10 protein-coding genes are annotated in these 17631 nt (G+C 64.5%); 2 read left to right on the top strand and 8 right to left on the bottom strand.

What is annotated here, in order from left to right; translation table 11 throughout:
* Positions 1–61: 61 nt before the first annotated feature.
* Complete coding sequence (locus QJT82_RS01660; protein ID WP_264641911.1) at positions 62–9784, bottom strand: DUF5801 repeats-in-toxin domain-containing protein; 9723 nt, start codon at positions 9782–9784, stop codon at positions 62–64.
* Between the two features lie 174 nt (positions 9785–9958).
* Between QJT82_RS01660 and QJT82_RS01655 the strand changes: the two genes are divergently transcribed.
* Complete coding sequence (locus QJT82_RS01655) at positions 9959–10462, top strand: hypothetical protein (protein WP_245288958.1); 504 nt, start codon at positions 9959–9961, stop codon at positions 10460–10462.
* A 51-nt stretch (positions 10463–10513) separates the two neighbouring features.
* On the opposite strand, the gene QJT82_RS01650 is transcribed toward QJT82_RS01655, so the two are convergent.
* Both QJT82_RS01650 and QJT82_RS01645 read right to left on the bottom strand, forming a co-directional pair.
* Positions 10514–11068 carry a DUF3617 family protein gene (locus QJT82_RS01650; protein ID WP_028345102.1) on the bottom strand — a complete coding sequence of 185 codons (555 nt, stop codon included), beginning with the start codon at positions 11066–11068 and terminating at the stop codon, positions 10514–10516.
* A 266-nt stretch (positions 11069–11334) separates the two neighbouring features.
* On the bottom strand, positions 11335–11919 hold the full coding sequence (locus tag QJT82_RS01645) for a DUF3617 family protein (RefSeq protein ID WP_080687045.1): 585 nt from the start codon (positions 11917–11919) through the stop codon (positions 11335–11337).
* Positions 11920–12245: 326 nt separating this feature from the next.
* Between QJT82_RS01645 and QJT82_RS01640 the strand changes: the two genes are divergently transcribed.
* Entirely contained in the window at positions 12246–12620 is a 375-nt protein-coding gene (locus tag QJT82_RS01640; protein WP_028345103.1) for a hypothetical protein, read from the top strand.
* Between the two features lie 62 nt (positions 12621–12682).
* Here the strand turns inward: QJT82_RS01640 and QJT82_RS01635 are convergent, their stop codons facing one another.
* From QJT82_RS01635 to QJT82_RS01615, 5 genes are all read right to left on the bottom strand, one after another.
* The gene (locus QJT82_RS01635) at positions 12683–12946 is read right to left on the bottom strand and encodes a hypothetical protein (protein ID WP_028345104.1); all 264 of its coding nucleotides are present in this window, start codon (positions 12944–12946) and stop codon (positions 12683–12685) included.
* 97 nt (positions 12947–13043) lie between these two features.
* A complete protein-coding gene (locus QJT82_RS01630; protein ID WP_035634260.1) occupies positions 13044–13814 on the bottom strand; it encodes an SDR family oxidoreductase in 771 nt (256 codons plus the stop codon).
* 53 nt (positions 13815–13867) lie between these two features.
* Complete coding sequence (locus QJT82_RS01625; RefSeq protein ID WP_028345106.1) at positions 13868–14665, bottom strand: SDR family oxidoreductase; 798 nt, start codon at positions 14663–14665, stop codon at positions 13868–13870.
* Positions 14665–16053, bottom strand: coding sequence for a transaminase (locus QJT82_RS01620; protein WP_035634263.1), 1389 nt, complete (start codon positions 16051–16053; stop codon positions 14665–14667). The genes QJT82_RS01625 and QJT82_RS01620 overlap by 1 nt, the downstream gene beginning before the upstream one ends.
* Positions 16050–17534 carry an aldehyde dehydrogenase gene (locus QJT82_RS01615; protein ID WP_035634266.1) on the bottom strand — a complete coding sequence of 495 codons (1485 nt, stop codon included), beginning with the start codon at positions 17532–17534 and terminating at the stop codon, positions 16050–16052. Before QJT82_RS01615 ends, QJT82_RS01620 begins: the two co-directional genes overlap by 4 nt.
* Between the last annotated feature and the right edge of the window lie 97 nt (positions 17535–17631).

Here is a 17631-nt window from a genome sequence, read left to right as displayed (position 1 = left end):
AATCAAACAAAAAATCCGCGGAGAGGTCTCCGCGGATTTTCGATTTTGCTGCAAGCCTGGCCTAGAAAATATGAACGTTCGTAGCCGCCGGCAAGCCGGTGCTCACATGTGCGAGGTCCACCTTGTCGGAGCCTGTGCCATTTGCCGAGTACCAGAGCTCCTGGGTCGTATTGTTGAAGAAGAACTTGTTCGTGCTTGCACTTTCGTTCCAGGCGCTGGCGTTGTTCTCGGTCTGGCCGGTGACTGCCGATGACGTGAACTGACCAGCCGTAAGGGCGTTTGAAGCGCCCGTCGGCAGGCTCAGACCGGCCACGTCGAGAAGGAGTGTATCACCGCTGTTGAAATCACTGATGATTTCGTGGGCGCTGAGATTGAGAACAAACTTGTCGTCCCCACCATTGCCAGTGAGCGTCTCGTTGGTTGGTCCGGCGACAATGACATCATTGCCGGCCGTGCCCATCAGGGTCGTCGTGCCATTGATGTTGATATTGATGGTGCTCGACGCCGTGTCGCCGTCACCGTCAATCGTCGACACGTTGAAGCTCAGATCCTCGGAGACGTTCGTGGTCGACGAAACTCCGACGCCAACCAGGTCGACCTTGCCGCTGCCTGTCACGTCCGTGAACTGGACAGTGTAGAGCTGCAGGCCGGCCGGCGCTGTGGGCGTCGACCATTCGGTGGCGACCGTGGTGTGGGTGGAAGGATCGAAATCACCGGATACCGATGTGATGGAGGCGGCGTGCACTCCGTCCCAATAGGAGACGACGTAGTGGATTTTGTCGCCGCCGGCGTAGTGCGAGAACGTGTAGTTCGCGACCGATTCGTTTGCCGGCGGATGGAACGCGGCGTTGCCGACCGGGCTGGCGATTGCGCCGCTCGTGAAATCGAACAGCAGCTTTTCATTGGGGTCGAAGTTATTGTTGTCGACGCCCCAGCCGCTGGTTGATCCGTTCACACCGCCTTGGCCGCCGCCGGAGGTAGTGCCCGAAACAACCGCCAGCTGATCGGTGTTCGAGGAAAGAATCTGCTCTTCCGATGGTCCCGATCCGAAGGAGGATGAACTGCCGACATTCTGGATCGTTGTCTCCGTGAATGGCTGAAGCAATGTGAACAGGTAGTGACCGGTTGTGTCATCCAAATTCAGCGTGAAGATATTATTCGCTGCCGATGGAGCCGCACCGATATAGGCCGTCAAAATCTGTCCAAATGCGTCGATGGAATAGTGCACGGCCTGGCCATTGAACGTCAGGCCGGCCGGCGCCGTGTTTCCAGTCAAGGTGAAGTCATATGCGCCAAAACCATCGGCGCCGGAGAACACGGGTAGGTTACCGACCACGGACATTCCCGCGTAATCGGCAATGATTCCATGCTCGATCGTGCCGAAACTCGGGCCGTCGTCGAGGAAGCTGATATGCGTGCTGATGTCGGCGGTGGCCGTCACATGATCGCCATCGGCGTCCGTCAACGTGACCGTCGCGCCGATCTTGCCGGCCGTCATCGTCAGCAGATCGTTCGGACTGGCGGTGCTGTTGTGGTGGAGCGAGAGATAGTCCGCCACATAGAGCTGGCCGGTGATCGGATCGATGGCGATCGCGAAGGCCGTTTGGCCCGTCAGGCTGGGGTTGGCGACATCGTTGCCCACAGTACCGATGATCCGGCCGCTGGCATCCAGCGACAGCGCGATCCCTGTGCCATCCGTCAATGTCAGACCTGACGCAGCGCTGAGGACGCTCAACGCGTAGGTCGTAGACCCCGCGCCGTCAGAGCCGAAGCTGCCGCCGGCCACCGTCAGGATGCTGCTCGCGCCCGTCGAGGCAAAGCTGAGCGCACCGTTGTCAAGCGACGCTGCCGACACATCGGTGTCGACGCCCTTGTTCGCAACCGTGTTGAACAGCGCGGCGACAGTGCTGGCGGCACCGTTGAACGTGATCGCAGTGGAGCCGAGCACGTCGCTCGCGCCGGCGATGGTCTGCACGCCGGGCGTCTCGTCCACGCCGATCGTAGCTGCGCTCACAGTCGCCGTCGGCGCCGTCGGGCCGCTGTCCTGGATCGTGAACACGCCGGTGCCGAGGTCGAGCGGCGTCGACACGCTGTCGCCGTCGGCATCGACGATGGTCTGCACCACCTGCAGCAGGTTGGCGCTCGAGAGCGTCAGCGTCGCGGCATCGTCCGCATTGTTCGGATCGGAGTGCCAGACGTTGTTGACCTGGGTGAAGGTCACGATCCCGGTTGCGGGATCAATGGTGATCGTGAAATAGGTCGTCGCGCCAACCGAACCGGTGATGGTGTTGCCGGACTGGTTCAGCAGAATCTGCGTACCCTGTCCGATACCATCGCCGTCGCCGGCAGTCTTGTCGGTCGCATCGAGCGCATAGAGGCCGGAGGCGACGTTGGCACCAGTCAGCTTCAGCGTGTAGGTCGTCGACCCAGCACCATCGGAACCATAGTTGCCGGCGGTGAAGTTGTTGGAGAAGTCCGCCGTCACGGTGTCGAGCCCGGTCGGCGCCGTGCCGCCGGCAGTATCCGTTCCTGTGGGACGGGTCTCGTCCAACACCAACGTGTCGGTCGGGCCGGTCACCGTGCCCGCGGTCGGGCCGCTGTCCTGGATCGCGAACACGCCGGTGCCGAGGTTGAGCGGCGTCGTCACGCTATCACCATCGGCGTCCGTGATGGTCTGCACCACCTGCAGCAGATTGGCAGCCGACAGGGTCAGCGTCGCCGCATCGTCCGGGTTGGTCGGATCGGAGTGCCAGATGTTGTTGACCTGCGTGAAGGTCACGATCCCGGTCGTCTCGTTGATCGTGATCGTGAAGTAGGTCGTGCCGTTCGCCGAGCCGGTGATGGTGTCACCGACCTGGTTGAGCACGATCTGCGTACCCTGGCCGATGCCATCGCCGTCGCCGGCGGTCTTGTCGGTCGGATCGAGCGCATAGAGACCGGAGGCCACGTTGGCACCGGTCAGCTTCAGCGTGTAGGTCGTCGACCCAGCACCATCGCTGCCATAGCTGCCGGCGGTGAAGTTGTTGGAGAAGTCCGCCGTCACGGTGTCGAGCCCGGTCGGCGCCGTGCCGCCGGCAGTATCCGTTCCTGTGGGACGCGTCTCGTCCAGCACGAGCGTGTCGGTCGGACCGGTCACCGTGCCCGCCGTCGGGCCGCTGTCCTGGATCGTGAACACACCGGTGCCGAGGTTGAGCGGCGTCGTCACGCTATCACCATCGGCGTCCGTGATGGTCTGCACCACCTGCAGCAGGTTCGCGGCCGACAGCGTCAGCGTCGCGGCATCGTCCGGGTTGGTCGGATCGGAGTGCCAGATGTTGTTGACCTGGGTGAAGGTCACGATCCCGGTCGTCTCATTGATCGTGATCGTGAAGTAGGTCGTGCCGTTCGCCGAACCGGTGATGGTGTCACCGACCTGGTTGAGCACGATCTGCGTACCCTGGCCGATACCGTCGCCGTCACCGGCGGTCTTGTCGGTCGGATCGAGCGCATAGAGGCCGGAGGCGACGTTCGCACCGGTCAGCTTCAGCGTGTAGGTCGTGCTGCCAGCACCGTCGCTGCCGTAGCTGCCGGCGGTGAAGTTGTTGGAGAAGTCCGCCGTCACGGTGTCGAGCCCGGTCGGCGCCGTGCCGCCGGCAGTATCCGTTCCTGTGGGACGGGTCTCGTCCAGCACCAACGTGTCGGTCGGGCCGGTCACCGTGCCCGCGGTCGGGCCGCTGTCCTGGATCGTGAACACGCCGGTGCCGAGGTCGAGCGGCGTCGTCACGCTATCACCATCGGCGTCCGTGATGGTCTGCACCACCTGCAGCAACTCAGGGCGCGTCAGCGTCAGCGTCGCGGCATCGTCCGGGTTGGTCGGATCGGAGTGCCAGATGTTGTTGACCTGGGTGAAGGTCACGATCCCGGTCGTCTCGTTGATCGTGATCGTGAAGTAGGTCGTGCCGTTCGCCGAGCCGGTGATGGTGTCACCGACCTGGTTGAGCACGATCTGCGTACCTTGGCCGATACCGTCGCCGTCACCGGCGGTCTTGTCGGTCGGATCGAGCGCATAGAGACCGGAGGCGACGTTGGCACCGGTCAGCTTCAGCGTGTAGGTCGTCGACCCAGCACCATCGCTGCCGTAGCTGCCGGCGGTGAAGTTGTTGGAGAAGTCCGCCGTCACGGTGTCGAGCCCGGTCGGCGCCGTGCCGCCGGCAGTATCCGTTCCTGTGGGACGGGTCTCGTCCAGCACCAAGGTGTCGGTCGGGCCGGTCACCGTGCCCGCGGTCGGGCCGCTGTCCTGGATCGCGAACACGCCGGTGCCGACATCGATCGGCGTCGTCACGCTGTCGCCGTCCGCATCGGTGATGGTCTGCACCACCTGCAGCAGGTTCGCGGCCGACAGGGTCAGCGTCGCGGCATCGTCCGGGTTGGTCGGATCGGAGTGCCAGATGTTGTTGACCTGCGTGAAGGTCACGATCCCGGTCGTCTCGTTGATCGTGATCGTGAAGTAGGTCGTGCCGTTCGCCGAGCCGGTGATGGTGTCACCGACCTGGTTGAGCACGATCTGCGTACCCTGGCCGATGCCGTCGCCGTCACCGGCGGTCTTGTCGGTCGGATCGAGCGCATAGAGGCCGGAGGCGACGTTCGCACCGGTCAGCTTCAGCGTGTACGTCGTGCTGCCAGCACCGTCGCTGCCATAGCTGCCGGCGGTGAAGTTGTTGGAGAAGTCCGCCGTCACGGTGTCGAGCCCGGTCGGCGCCGTGCCGCCTGCGGTGTCGCTGCCAACCGGACGGGTCTCGTCCAGCACGAGGGTGTCGGTCGGACCGGTCACCGTGCCCGCGGTCGGACCGCTGTCCTGGATCGTGAACACGCCGGTGCCGACGTCGAGCGGCGTCGTCACGCTGTCACCATCGGCGTCCGTGATGGTCTGCACCACCTGCAGCAGATTGGCAGCCGACAGCGTCAGCGTCGCAGAATCGTCCGGATTGGTCGGATCGGAATGCCAGATGTTGTTGAGCTGGGTGAAGGTGACGATCCCCGTCGAGGGATCGATCGTGATCGTGAAGTAGTTGGTGCCGCCAACCGAGCCGGTGATGGTGTTGCCGACCTGGTTCAGCAGAATCTGTGCACCCTGCCCGATGCCATCGCCGTCGCCGGCGGTCGTGTCGGTCGCATCAAGCGCAAAGAGGCCGGACGCCACATTGGCGCCGGTGAGCTTCAGCGTGTAGGTCGTGTTGCCCGCGCCGTCGCTGCCGTAGCTGCCGGCCGAGAAGTTGTTCGAGAAGTCTGCCGTCACGGTGTCGAGGCCGGTCGGCGCCGTGCCGCCCGCCGTGTCCGTGCCGACGGGACGGGTCTCGTCCAGCACCAACGTATCCGCCGCCGCGATCACCGTGCCCGCGGTCGGACCGCTATCCTGGATCGCGAACACACCGGTGCCGAGGTTCAGCGACGTCGTCACGCTGTCGCCGTCGGCGTCCGTGATGGTCTGCACGAGCTGCAGCAGTTCGGGGCGCGTCAGCGTCAGCGTCGCGGCGTCATCCGGGTTGGTCGGATCCGAGTGCCAGATGTTGTTGAGCTGGGTGAACGTCACGATCCCGGTCGAGGGATCGATCGTGATCGTGAAGTAATCGGTGCCGCCGGCCGAGCCGGTGATGGTGTTGCCGACCTGGTTCAGCAGGATCTGCGCACCCTGCCCAATGCCATCGCCGTCGCCGGTGGTCGTGTCGGTCGCATCAAGGGCGTAGAGGCCGGACGCCACGTTGGCGCCGGTGAGCTTCAGCGTGTAGGCCGAATTGCCCGGGCCATCGCTGCCATAGCTGCCGCCGGCGAAGCCGTTCGAGAAATCCGCCGTCACGGTGTCGAGGCCGGTCGGCGCCGTGCCGCCCGCGGTGTCGCTGCCGACAGGACGCGTCTCGTCGAGCACAAGCGTGTCCGTTGCGCCGGACAGCGTGCTCGCCGTCGGGCCGCTGTCCTGGATCGTGAACACACCGGTGCCGAGGTCGAGCGGCGTCGACACGTGGTCGCCGTCCGCATCGGTGATGGTCTGCACCACCTGCAGCAGGTTCGCGGCCGACAAGGTCAGCGTCGCGGCATCGTCCGGATTGGTCGGATCGGAATGCCAGATGTTGTTGAGCTGGGTGAACGTGACAATCCCGGTCGTCTCGTCGATCGTGATCGTGAAGTAGTTGGTGCCGCCAGCCGATCCGGTGATGGTGTCACCGACCTGGTTGAGCACGATCTGCGTACCCTGCCCGATGCCATCGCCGTCGCCGGCGGTCTTGTCGGTCGGATCGAGAGCGTACAGACCGGAGGCGACGTTCGCACCGGTCAGCTTCAGCGTGTAGGCCGTGTTGCCCGCGCCGTCGCTGCCATAATTGCCGGCGGTGAAGTTGTTGGAGAAGTCCGCCGTGACAGTGTCGAGGCCGGTCGGCGCGGTGCCGCCGGCAGTATCCGTTCCTGTGGGACGCGTCTCGTCCAGCACGAGCGTGTCGGTCGGGCCGGCCACCGTGCCCGCCGTCGGGCCGCTGTCCTGGATCGTGAACACACCGGTGCCGAGGTCGAGCGGCGTCGCAACGCTGTCGCCGTCCGCGTCGGTGATGGTCTGCACCACCTGCAGCAGGTTCGCGGCCGACAGGGTCAGCGTCGCGGCATCGTCCGGATTGGTCGGATCGGAGTGCCAGATGTTGTTGACCTGGGTAAAGGTCACGATCCCGGTCGTCTCGTCGATCGTGATCGTGAAGTAGGTCGTGCCGTTCGCCGAACCGGTGATGGTGTCACCGACCTGGTTGAGCACGATCTGCGTACCCTGCCCGATACCATCGCCGTCACCGGCGGTCTTGTCGGTCGGATCGAGCGCATAGAGGCCGGAGGCGACGTTGACGCCGGTGAGCTTCAGCGTGTAGGCCGTGTTGCCCGGGCCGTCGCTACCGTAGCTGCCGGCCGAGAAGTTGTTCGAGAAGTCCGCCGTGACGCTGTCGAGGCCGGTCGGCGTGGCGCCGCCCGCAGTGTCGGTGCCGACAGGACGGGTCTCGTCCAGCACCAACGTATCCGCCGCCGCGATCACCGTGCCGGCGGTCGGGCCGCTGTCCTGGATCGTGAATACGCCGGTGCCGACATCGAGCGGCGTCGTCACGCTGTCGCCGTCCGCATCGACGATGGTCTGCACCACCTGCAGCAGATTGGCGCCAGACAGCGTCAGCGTCGCCGCATCGTCCGGATTGGTTGGGTCGGAGTGCCAGATATTGTTGAGCTGGGTGAATGTCACGATGCCGGTCGAGGGATCGATCGTGATCGTGAAGTAATTGGTGCCGCCAGCCGAGCCGGTGATCGTATTACCGACTTGGTTCAGCAGAATCTGCGCGCCCTGCCCGATGCCGTCGCCGTCGGCGGTGGTCGTATCGGTCGCATCAAGTGCGTAGAGACCGGACGCCACATTCGCGCCGGCGAGGTTCAGCGTGTAGGTCGTGTGGCCCGGGCCGTCGCTGCCATAGCTGCCGGGCGTGAAGTTGTTGGAGAAGTCTGCCGTCACGGAATCAAGGCCGGTCGGCGCTGTGCCGCCCGCGGTGTCCGTGCCGACCGGCCGGGTCTCGTCGAGCACAAGCGTGTCAGTTGCACCGGTCACCGTGCCGGCGGTCGGGCCGCTGTCCTGGATCGTGAACACACGGGTGCCGACATCGAGCGGCGTCGACACGCTGTCGCCGTCCGCGTCGGTGATGGTCTGCACCACCTGCAGCAGGCTGGGGCTCGACAGCGTCAGCGTTGCCGGATCGTCCGGATTCTTCGGGTCAGAATGCCAGATGTTGTTCGACTGCGTGAAGGTGACGATACCGGTCGACGGATCAATCGTGATGGTGAAATACGTCGTCCCGCCGGCCGAGCCGGTGATCGTGTTGCCGGACTGGTTGAGGACGATCTGCGCGCCCTGTCCGATGCCGTCGCCGTCAGCAGTGGTCGTGTCGGTCGGATCCAGCGCGTAGAGACCCGAGGCCACATTCGAGCCGGTGAGCTTCAGCGTGTAGGCCGTATGGCCGGGTCCGTCGCTGCCGTAGCTGCCGGACGTGAAGTCGTGGGAGAAGTCCGCCGTCACGCTGGCAAGCCCGCTCGGCGTAAAGCCGCCCGGCGTGTCGCTGCCAACCGGGCGCGACTCGTCCAGCACCAGCGTTTCCGCCGGCCCTTCCTTCTGGATCACCGTGCCGGCCGTCGGACCGCTGTCCTGAATTGTGAACACGCCGCCACCGAGGTTGATCGGCGTTGTCACGCTGTCGCCGTCCACGTCAGTGATGGTCTGCACCACCTGCAGCAGGCTGGCGCTGGAGAGGGTCAACGTCGCCGCGTCATCCGGGTTGGTCGGATCGGCATGCCAGATGTTGTTGACCTGGGTGAAGGTCACGATCCCGGCCGTCTCGTTGATCGTGATCGTGAAGTAGATCGTGCCGTTCGCCGAGCCGGTGATGGTGTCACCGGACTGGTTCAGCACGATCTGCGCACCCTGCCCGAAATGGGCCGGGTTGGTGTCGGTCGGATCCAGCGCATAGAGGCCCGAGGCCACGTTCGTGCCGGTGAGATGCAGCGTGTAGGCAGTGCTGCCGGCACCGTCGGCGCCGTAGCTGCCGCCGGTGAAATTGTTGGAGAAGTCCGCCGTCACGCTGGCGAGACCGGTCGGCGTCGTGCCGCCCGCGGTGTCGCTGCCGACAGGGCGCGTCTCATCCAGCACCAGCGTGTCGGTCGCGCCGGTCACCGTGCCCGCCACCGGACCATCGTCAAGGATCGTCAGATGCGAGCCGACATCGACGCTCGCACTGGCCGACTGATTGTTGTTGTCAGTCACGGTGGCGGTCAGCGTGATCAGACCCGACGCCAGCGTGATCCCTTCATTGAAGTTGCCCGGTGTTGCCTCATGAACCGCGCGCAGATCGGTCAGCGTCACATGACCCGTACCGTCAACCGAGACCGTGAGGACCAGATCGCCACTGATCGCCGTGCGCCCTTCCACGACGCCGGCCGCGTTGACCGTCAGCAGAACGTGCTGACCGGTCGCCGAATCGATCAGACCGGAATCTTCGTTGGGTGTCGTGACCGACAGCGCATAGGTCAGCGACTGCTGGCCGCCCGGTACCGTGACGTTGAACGACACCTGCACAGACGCGACCGTTGCCCCTGCGGGTCCGAGCCCCGAACCGGCGACACCATGGTTGGTGGCCGCGGTCAGGAAGCTCTCGTCGACAATCAGCGCCGACAGGGGATTGCCGGAAATGATCGGAGGCGGAGCAACGCCCAGCACGAAGCCGGTCGGCGGCGGCGGGGTCACGAGGTTCGGCAACTCTTCCTGCGGCGCCAACACGTTGGTCGGCACAGGAGCTAGCGGATCAATCGCGAACGGACTGAAATTCGCGCCGCTCGCCTGCGCGTTGCCGTTCGAGTTGCCGCCATTGTCGGCCGCCGGCAACACCGAGGCGTCCGTGCTGATCGGAAAAAGAGTCGCGAATTCCTGGACCGAGACCTCGCGCCCCGGCGCCATCTCGATCGTAACATTCTTCTGCCCATCCGCACGGGAGTCGAAGAACGGCTCAACCGTGACGGTCGACTGGTTGTCGAACAGGATGATCAGCTTTTCGCCGACGTGAACCAGCGTGATCTTTTCATTGGCGATCGACGAAAAGTCGACCTTCACCTTCTGGTCGTATCCAACATTGACGACCACCGCCTGATCGGTCAGCGGCTTGGTCAGCTTGTAAATTCGTACGGGAGCCGAATTGGTGGAATTGCCGGTGCCGGTTGCCTGAGCGACCTGAAACGAACCCTGCATTATCAACTCCGCAAAATGCGATTAGAGGAAAAATTGTAGAAAAATTTAGTTTTAGGCTATTGTTAACCCTCCCCGCGGTCAAGAAATGTATTTGGTTAATCAATGCTTTCCGTGGAAGTGTGGTAAAGATCGGACAGGTCGAAGCTGAAAGAACAACGGCTTAGCCGGATTAACTTGGCCGAAAGCAGTATTTCCCCGGCCCCGTTCGTCCTTCCCGACGATTTGGAGCAGCAGTCGATGCGGGTGATTCTTCAGGCGTGTGCCGCTGTCTTGATTTGGGGCTGTTTCGGCGCGGCGGCCGCGCAAGCCCCTGCACAACCCGTCCCGCAGGAGACCACGGTCGAGCGCCAGGTTCGCGCCCTGGCCAACCGGGACACCCAGATTGGCCTCTACCTCAACGTGTTACCTGATTGCACGTCGGGGCCGCTGCCGACCATCCGCCTGGTCACTGCGCCGGCTGCCGGAAAGGTTGTGGTGAAGTCGGCGAAGGCGAAGGCCACCAATTACAAGGCCTGCCTGGCGCTCGAGGTGCCGGCCTATGTCGCCTTCTACAAGGCGCCGCCGGAATTTCTCGGCGATGACGCCCTGACCATCGAGGTCAAGTACCAGGGCGGTCGAACCGAAATTCAGAAGATCACCGTCAAGGTCAGCGGCCCGGGAGGCCAGCAAAAGATCTGACCGGGTGGCTCGAAAGCGGATGCCCCTGAATGCTCGCGCAGACCGGCCGCCTTAGAGCGGCTCGCCCTCTGCTTCGTCCTGCTGCAGTGGCACCTCGCTCGGTGCGGAGGCCGGCTGGCTGAGCGAAGCTCTATCCTCGTGGCAATCGCTGATTCGGCGGGCGACCACCCGGTCGGTCCGCGGCGCCTGACCAACATTGGTCTTGTTGACCTCGGTATAGGCCTCGTCGCTGAGAACCGTGATGACGGTGCTGACCGGCCCGAGATAGTCGCAGCGGTTGGAGAAGACGTATTTGTTGTTGATCTTCTCCGGCCGCGAGGAGTGGCAATTTCCAACGGACGGAGATGCGAAGGTCGCCTTCATCGCCTGGGTCGGATCGACACAGCGCGTCATTTCGCGCTCGAGCAGCGTTTGCCGGACGTTCGAGGACGTGGCGATTTCCAGCGTCCGCACGAAGCGCCACATTCCTTTTCGGAAGGTCGGCCCGCTGAAGCCCTCCTCCGCCACGGCGCTCGAGACGGCGAGCACGATCACGGAAAGCGCGGTCACGACGCCAAGCGCGGATGCGAAGATCTTCGACGGGGCGAAGCGCTCACGCGATGTCATTTATTGAATCCCTAACCGGCCGATTGACGCGGATCGCGTGACTTCGCTTGAAGCACGTCCAACCTCACATCATTCAGGAGCATTTCGCGTTAAGACCCCGTAAATGCTTGGCCTTTGCTCGAAGCTCTCACGGGCTCTTGCGCCAAACACGGTGAATGCCAGGTTGCTTCAGGCCGGGGCAGCTTCGGCGCGAAAGGAAGCGCAGCTCTACGCCGTTGGGGACGAACGGACGCCTCGTCCGCCGCCACCCGCCGTCTGATTACCAGCTAGTGCTGCAAAGCCGCCGCAGCGGACTTGTCAGTCCTGGCCTCTGACTTGGCCTCTGACTTGGCCTCAATCTTGGCCGCGCTACCGTCGTCGCAGTCGCCAATCCTTGTCGCGACGACCGTGTCGGTCCGGGGATGCTCTCCGGTGCTGATCTCGTTCAGCTCGGTATAGGCCTCGTCGCTGCGCACGGTGATGACGGTGCTGACCGCCCCCATGTAATCGCAGCGGCGTCCGAACGTGTATTGATTACCAACCTTCTCCGGCTTGTCCGAGACGCAGCTTCCGATCGATCCCGAGGCAAAGGTCGCCTTCATGGCGTGGGTCGGGTCGACGCAGCGCGTCGTCTCCGCGTTGACCACCCGATACTTGAAGTTCTTGTTGGCGGTCCTGACCACATCGAGCGTTCGCACGAAGCGCCACAGACCTTTGCGGAAGCTTGGGCCAGAAAAGGCTTGATCGCCCTGAGCCGGCGCTGCCCGACCGTTCGCCGGTTGAGCTTGAGTCTCCGCATGAGCTGCCAGCGCAGGCAATGAGACAATCATCAGGGTCAGTAGCGAACGTACAATGCCACCACGGAAGTCCATTCCTACCCCCGATGTCCGTCCGAATGCGTTCGTGATGCGATCCGGTCAGCTCATTGAAGCAATCTCCGGAACACGACTCAATACATCACACCACTTGCAGGGCGAATTGTGGCCAGTAAAGATGCATTAACGCTACCGGGCAGCTTGCAGCCGAATTCAGACTTACTGCAGCAAAGTTGCAACACCTGACACGCCATTCGCATTGGCGCCGGCCGATCTCCCCGCACCGCACTGGGCAGAGGTTTGACCTCCGAAGTTTTTTTTGCTCATTTAGCGCGAGATATTTTCCTCAATTACTTAGCCTATCGCTGGACGAGGGGGCACAGATGCGTATTCGGTTTGGCTACACGGTCGCAGGCATTTTGGCTTTGGGCACAACGCTGTTCGGCAACTCCGGGCCGGCGGCGGCAGCAGACCTTGGCCTGGTCACAAAAGCACCGGTCGGCACCTGCACCGAGATCGTCTTCACCTGCGAGAACGGCCATCAATATCCGCTGTGCCCGCGCGCTGTGTCGGTCGAGGGCGAAGTGGTCACGGCCTCCCTGCTCACCGGCCGTGGCGGCATCCATGTGCGGCACGTTCCGATGGGCGTCGGCTACCGCTATGCGGGCCGCGGCGTCTGGCTGGACGGCTTCCGGGAAAACGCGCTGCTCAACTTCGGCAAGCGTCACCAGGTGGCGTGCACCATCGCGCATTCATGAGTGCGCGCTCTGCGTCGCTCCAATGGGCGTGACGCAGAGCACCTCAAGCAGCCGAACTCTCCTCACCCCTTGGTGCGGAGCACGGCGCGCGACGAGCGCGAGAACATATAAGCCTTCGGATTGACGTAGACCGGGCAGCGGTCCTGCCACTGGTACAGCTGCCAATTCCATTTCCAGCAGCCCGATGCGATCTGGGGCTCTTGCACGTAGTCCAGCCGGTACGGCGGATCGCCAAACGGATAGTAGTCGCCGCATCGCGCCGCCGTCGAAGACAGAACGACGATGGAAGCGGCGGCGGCAATGATCACGGAAAATGACTTGTTCATAACGCCCCTCGATCGAATGACGTGACGGCGCGAGAGTGCCAAATCCGCCGGTCGTTATCAAGGTGCCGCCTGCCTCGTGACCGGCTCGCCGACTGTTCTACACCGCGCGATTCTGCGTCGGCGAGCGGCCGCCGCCATCGGCGACCAGCACCGCGCCGGTCACGAAGGACGCCTCGTCGGAGGCCAGGAACAGGCAGCACGCAGCGATCTCGGCGGGCTCGGCCATCCGTCCCAGGGCAATGCGTCGTTCGACGCCGCGAATCTCGGCATCGACGGTGGTATCGTTCTGGTCCGCAAGCAGCTGCATTTCATGGGCGCTCATCGGCGTGCGCACCCAGCCAGGCGCCACCGCATTGGCGCGGATGCCGTCGGCGCCGTGGGCATAGGCGAGCGAACGCGTATAGGCGACGACGGCCGCCTTGCTCGCGGCGTAGCTTGTGCTGTCCGGGCTGGCATTGAACGCGGCAACCGAGGCGACGTTCACGATCGCGCCGCCGCGCTGCCGGAGCAGCGGCAGCGATGCCCGGCAGACCCGCATGGTCCCCGTGAGGTTGACGTCGAGCGTCCTGGCCCAGACCTCGTCGGAGACGCTGGCGGGCTGATCCGGCACGATCAAGCCTGCGGCGTTGACCACGATGTCGAGCCACGCCCCGCAGGCGGCGACGGCGTTGGCAATGTCGTCCGGACGCGTGACGTCGCCATGGACCGCCTGCCCTCCGCACTCCGCCGCGGCGGTCTGGAGCTCTGCTTCACCGAGCCCGAACAGCACGACGCGCACGCCGCTCAACGCCAGCAGCGCCGCCGTCGCCCGGCCGATTCCCGTGGCGGCGCCGGTCACCAGCGCGGTCTTTCCGTCGAGCCGCGGCATCAGAGCATGATCCGGAAAGGTGGAAAGCGGTTTTCCGAAAAGATCATGCTCATCTAGACTCCCCATTGCCGTTCGACGGCAAATCCGGTCTCCGGCAGCGTCGAGCCGCCGTCTACGACGATGGTCTGCCCGGTGACGTATTTGGCCTCGGCGGAGGCGAGATAGAGCATCGCGCAGGCGATGTCGTCGGCGCCGCCCATGTGCCCCATCGGAATGAAGCGCGCGAGCTTCGCCTTGTTCTCCGGCGCGCTCATGGTGCCGCGACCCGGCTTCTCGATGAAGCCGGCCTCGACGCCGTTGACCGTGATGCCGTCGCGCGCGAGCTCGAAGGCGGCACCGCGGATAAACGCGTTCACGCCGGCTTTCGCCGCCGAGTAATGGGCGCCGCCGCCCATCGCGACGCGCGCGGAAACCGAGGATGTCACGAGGATGCGCCCGAACCTGACGGCGCGCATGTGCGGAATGGAGGCCTGCGCGAGCCAGATGCTGGCGTTGAGGTTCAGCGCCAGCGTATCCTCAAGCTTCGCTTCATCAAGCTCCTCAAGCGATGACCACGGACAGCCGCCGGCATTGTGTACGACGATATCGAGCCGGCCATATTGAGCAGCGACGCGGTCGACCATCACGCGCAAGCTACTGCGGTCCAGCCGGTCGAACGGGACGCAATGCGCCGCCCGTCCATCGGCCACAAGTTCGCGCGCCAACGCCTCGGCCACATCAAGCGTCCGGTTGGCGATCACCACGGTCGCGCCGGCCTGCGCGAGCCGTCTCACGATGGCCGCGCCGATCCCCCTGCCGCCGCCGGTGACGATGGCGATCCGGCCGTCAAGATTGAACGGTAGCGCCTGCATCAGATCGCTCCTGCGCCGCGCAGCAAGTCGATGAACCGCGCCAACACCGCCGTGTGTGTGTCGACGTCGCGCGCGGACGTCGCCGGACACATCAGCAGCATGGTGTGGAACGGGGTCACCAGAATGCCCTCGTTGATGTAGAACGCATGCAGCAGGGTCTCGAGATCGGGTTGCCGGCCGGCAATGACGTCGGCGCCGCTGCGTGGCGGCCGCGGCATGAACATGATCTCGGCGCGCGCGCCGATCTGCGTGACGTGCCAGGGCAGACCGGCCGCTGCGATCAGCCGGCGCGCTTCCTGCGCGAGCCAGGTCGCGGTTCCGATCATCCGCTCGTAATTCGCTGAGGTGAGCTCCTTCTCCAGCACCGCGCGCATGGTCGCGACCGTCAGCGCGTTGCCGGCAAGCGTGCCGCCGAATCCAAGATGCGCCGACTGCCGTTCGCGCGGATTGACATGGGGGACGATCTTCCAGAGGCGCTCCGCGATCTCGTGGCTGAGACCAAACACGCCGGCGGGGATGCCACCCGCGATCGCCTTGCCCGCGACGAAAATGTCGGGCTCGAGCCCATGGCTCTCCGTATAGCCGCCCGGCCCGCAGGACAGCGTGTGGGTCTCGTCGATGATGAGGACGGTGCCGGCGCGGCGGGTCAGGTCACGCAACGCCCGGTGGAAACCAGGATCGACCGGGATCATGCCGAAATTAGTCATCAGCGGCTCGGTCAGCACGCAGGCGACGTCGCCATGCGCAAGCGCCGCCTCCAGCCCCGCGACATCGTTGAATTCAACGACCCGGCTCACCGCTTCATGATCGATGCCGTTGGGATGAATCATGTTGCGCAGGCCGACCCGGCCGTCGCGGATCTCGACATGCGCCTCCTCTACGCCGCCATGATAGCAGCCGGAGAACACCAGCACCTTGCGCCGGCCGGTGATCATGCGCGAGATTCGGATCGCCGCGCGGTTGGCATCGGTCGCTGACGTCGTCAGCGTCCAGTATTTCGGACCGAAGCGGCGGGACAGTTCGGCGCCGACCCAAAGGCTGTCTTCCGTCGGCAGCATCATGGTCGCGCCACGCTTGAGCTGAGCGAGCGCAGCCTCGGTCACCGCCTCGGGCGCGTGGCCGCACATGCCGCCGGTGTCGCCAAGGCAGAAATCGATGTAGTCGCGTCCGTCGATGTCCCTGATATGCGCGCCATGCGCCTCCTCGGCGTAAACAGGGAAGCCGCCGGCCCAGCGCCGCATCCAGTGCGACGGGCCGCCATAAAGATAGTGCTGCCTTCCCTCCTGCCAAGCCGCGGCCGATCGCGGGTGCAGCGCGCGAAAGCGCTCCTGCTCGGCATCGAGCAGTCGGTTCAGAACGCCGGCGCGTTCGGCAGTTGCAGCTGTCATAGCGCGATCCAGGCGGTCTTGAGATCGGTATAGGCGTCGAGGGCGTGCAGCGACTTGTCGCGTCCGAAGCCGGATTGCTTGAAGCCGCCGAGCGGCACCGTGATGTCGGCGCCGCCATAGGCGTTGACGTGCACGACGCCGGCTTTGATGGCGCGCACCATGCGATGCGCCGTCGACAGACTTGCGGTCCACACCGCCGATGCAAGTCCATAGGGCGTCGCATTGGCAAGGGCCATGGCATCTTCCTCGCCATCGAACCGCGTCACTGCCAGCACCGGGCCGAACACCTCCTCGCGCCAGACCTGCATCGACGGCGTCACCTCGGTGAGGATCGTAGGCGCCATGAAGTTGCCGCCGCTCTCGACGTGGATTTGCTCGCCGCCAAACAGCCGCTTCGCGCCCTGCGCTTCTGCGCCCGCAACGGCATCCAGATTCTTGCGCAACTGTGGTTTGCTCGCGATGGCGCCGATATCCGAGGTCAATTCGAGGGGATCGCCGACGCGGAGCTTGGCGGTGGCGTCGAGCAGCTCGGCCATGAAGCGATCATAGATCGAGGACTGCACCAGCAGCCGCGATCCGGCCACGCAGACCTGGCCGGAGTTTCGGAAGATCCCGCTCGCCGAGACCTTGGCCGCATGCCTGATGTCCGGCGCATCGGCGAACACGATGTTGGGCGACTTGCCGCCAAGCTCGAGATGGACGCGCTTCAGGTTCGATCGCGCCGAGCATTCCAGGAGCCGCCGGCCCACCGCACCCGAGCCGGTGAAGGCGAGCACATCGACATCCATATGCAGCGCAAGCGCCTCGCCGGCGGATGCGCCGCGGCCGGTGACGACGTTGAGCACGCCATCGGGTAACCCCGCCTCGGTCGCGAGCTCGGCAAGCCGCAGCAGCGTCAGCGAGGCAAGCTCCGGCGGTTTGGCCACGACCGAATTTCCGGCGGCAAGCGCCGGGCCGATCTTCCACGCTCCGATCATCAGCGGGAAATTCCACGGCACGATCACGCCGACAACACCAAGCGGCTCGCGATGCACGAGCCCGAGCACATCGCCTGAGGTCGGCGCGATCTCGCCATAGACCTTGTCGATCGCCTCGGCGTAGTAGCGGATGGTGCCGGCGGCCGAGAGCGGTTCGGCCTTGTAGGCCATGCTGATCTCGGTGCCGTTGTCGCGCACGCCGAGCACCGCAATCTCGAGCGCATGCCGCTCGATGAGGTCGGCGAACCGCAGCAATACCTTCTTGCGCTGCGCCGGCGCCGCGCGCGACCAGCTGCCCTGCTCGAAGGCCCGCCGCGCGTGTCTGACCGCGGCGTCGACATCGGCCACGTCGCCGTCAGCCATGCTGGTCAATAGCCGGCCGTCGATCGGCGACACGACATCAAGCCGTGCCTCGCTGATCGCCGGCGCCGGCCGGCCGCCGATAAAGAGCTGCTGGGCCGGAATGACGGCCGCGCGTAGTCGATCGATCTGGGCTTGCTGCATGCGAGACAATTATGACGATGACAAAAGCGGCTTCCGAGCAAGACCGCTGGCATGGCGCAATCCTCGCCAAATCAAGGCTTTGGCAGCAATCAACCGA

The sequence above is a fragment of the Bradyrhizobium sp. Mp19 genome, from assembly GCF_029952935.1.
GTDB lineage: Bacteria > Pseudomonadota > Alphaproteobacteria > Rhizobiales > Xanthobacteraceae > Bradyrhizobium > Bradyrhizobium elkanii.
This window is presented reverse-complemented; position numbering and strand designations above follow the sequence as displayed.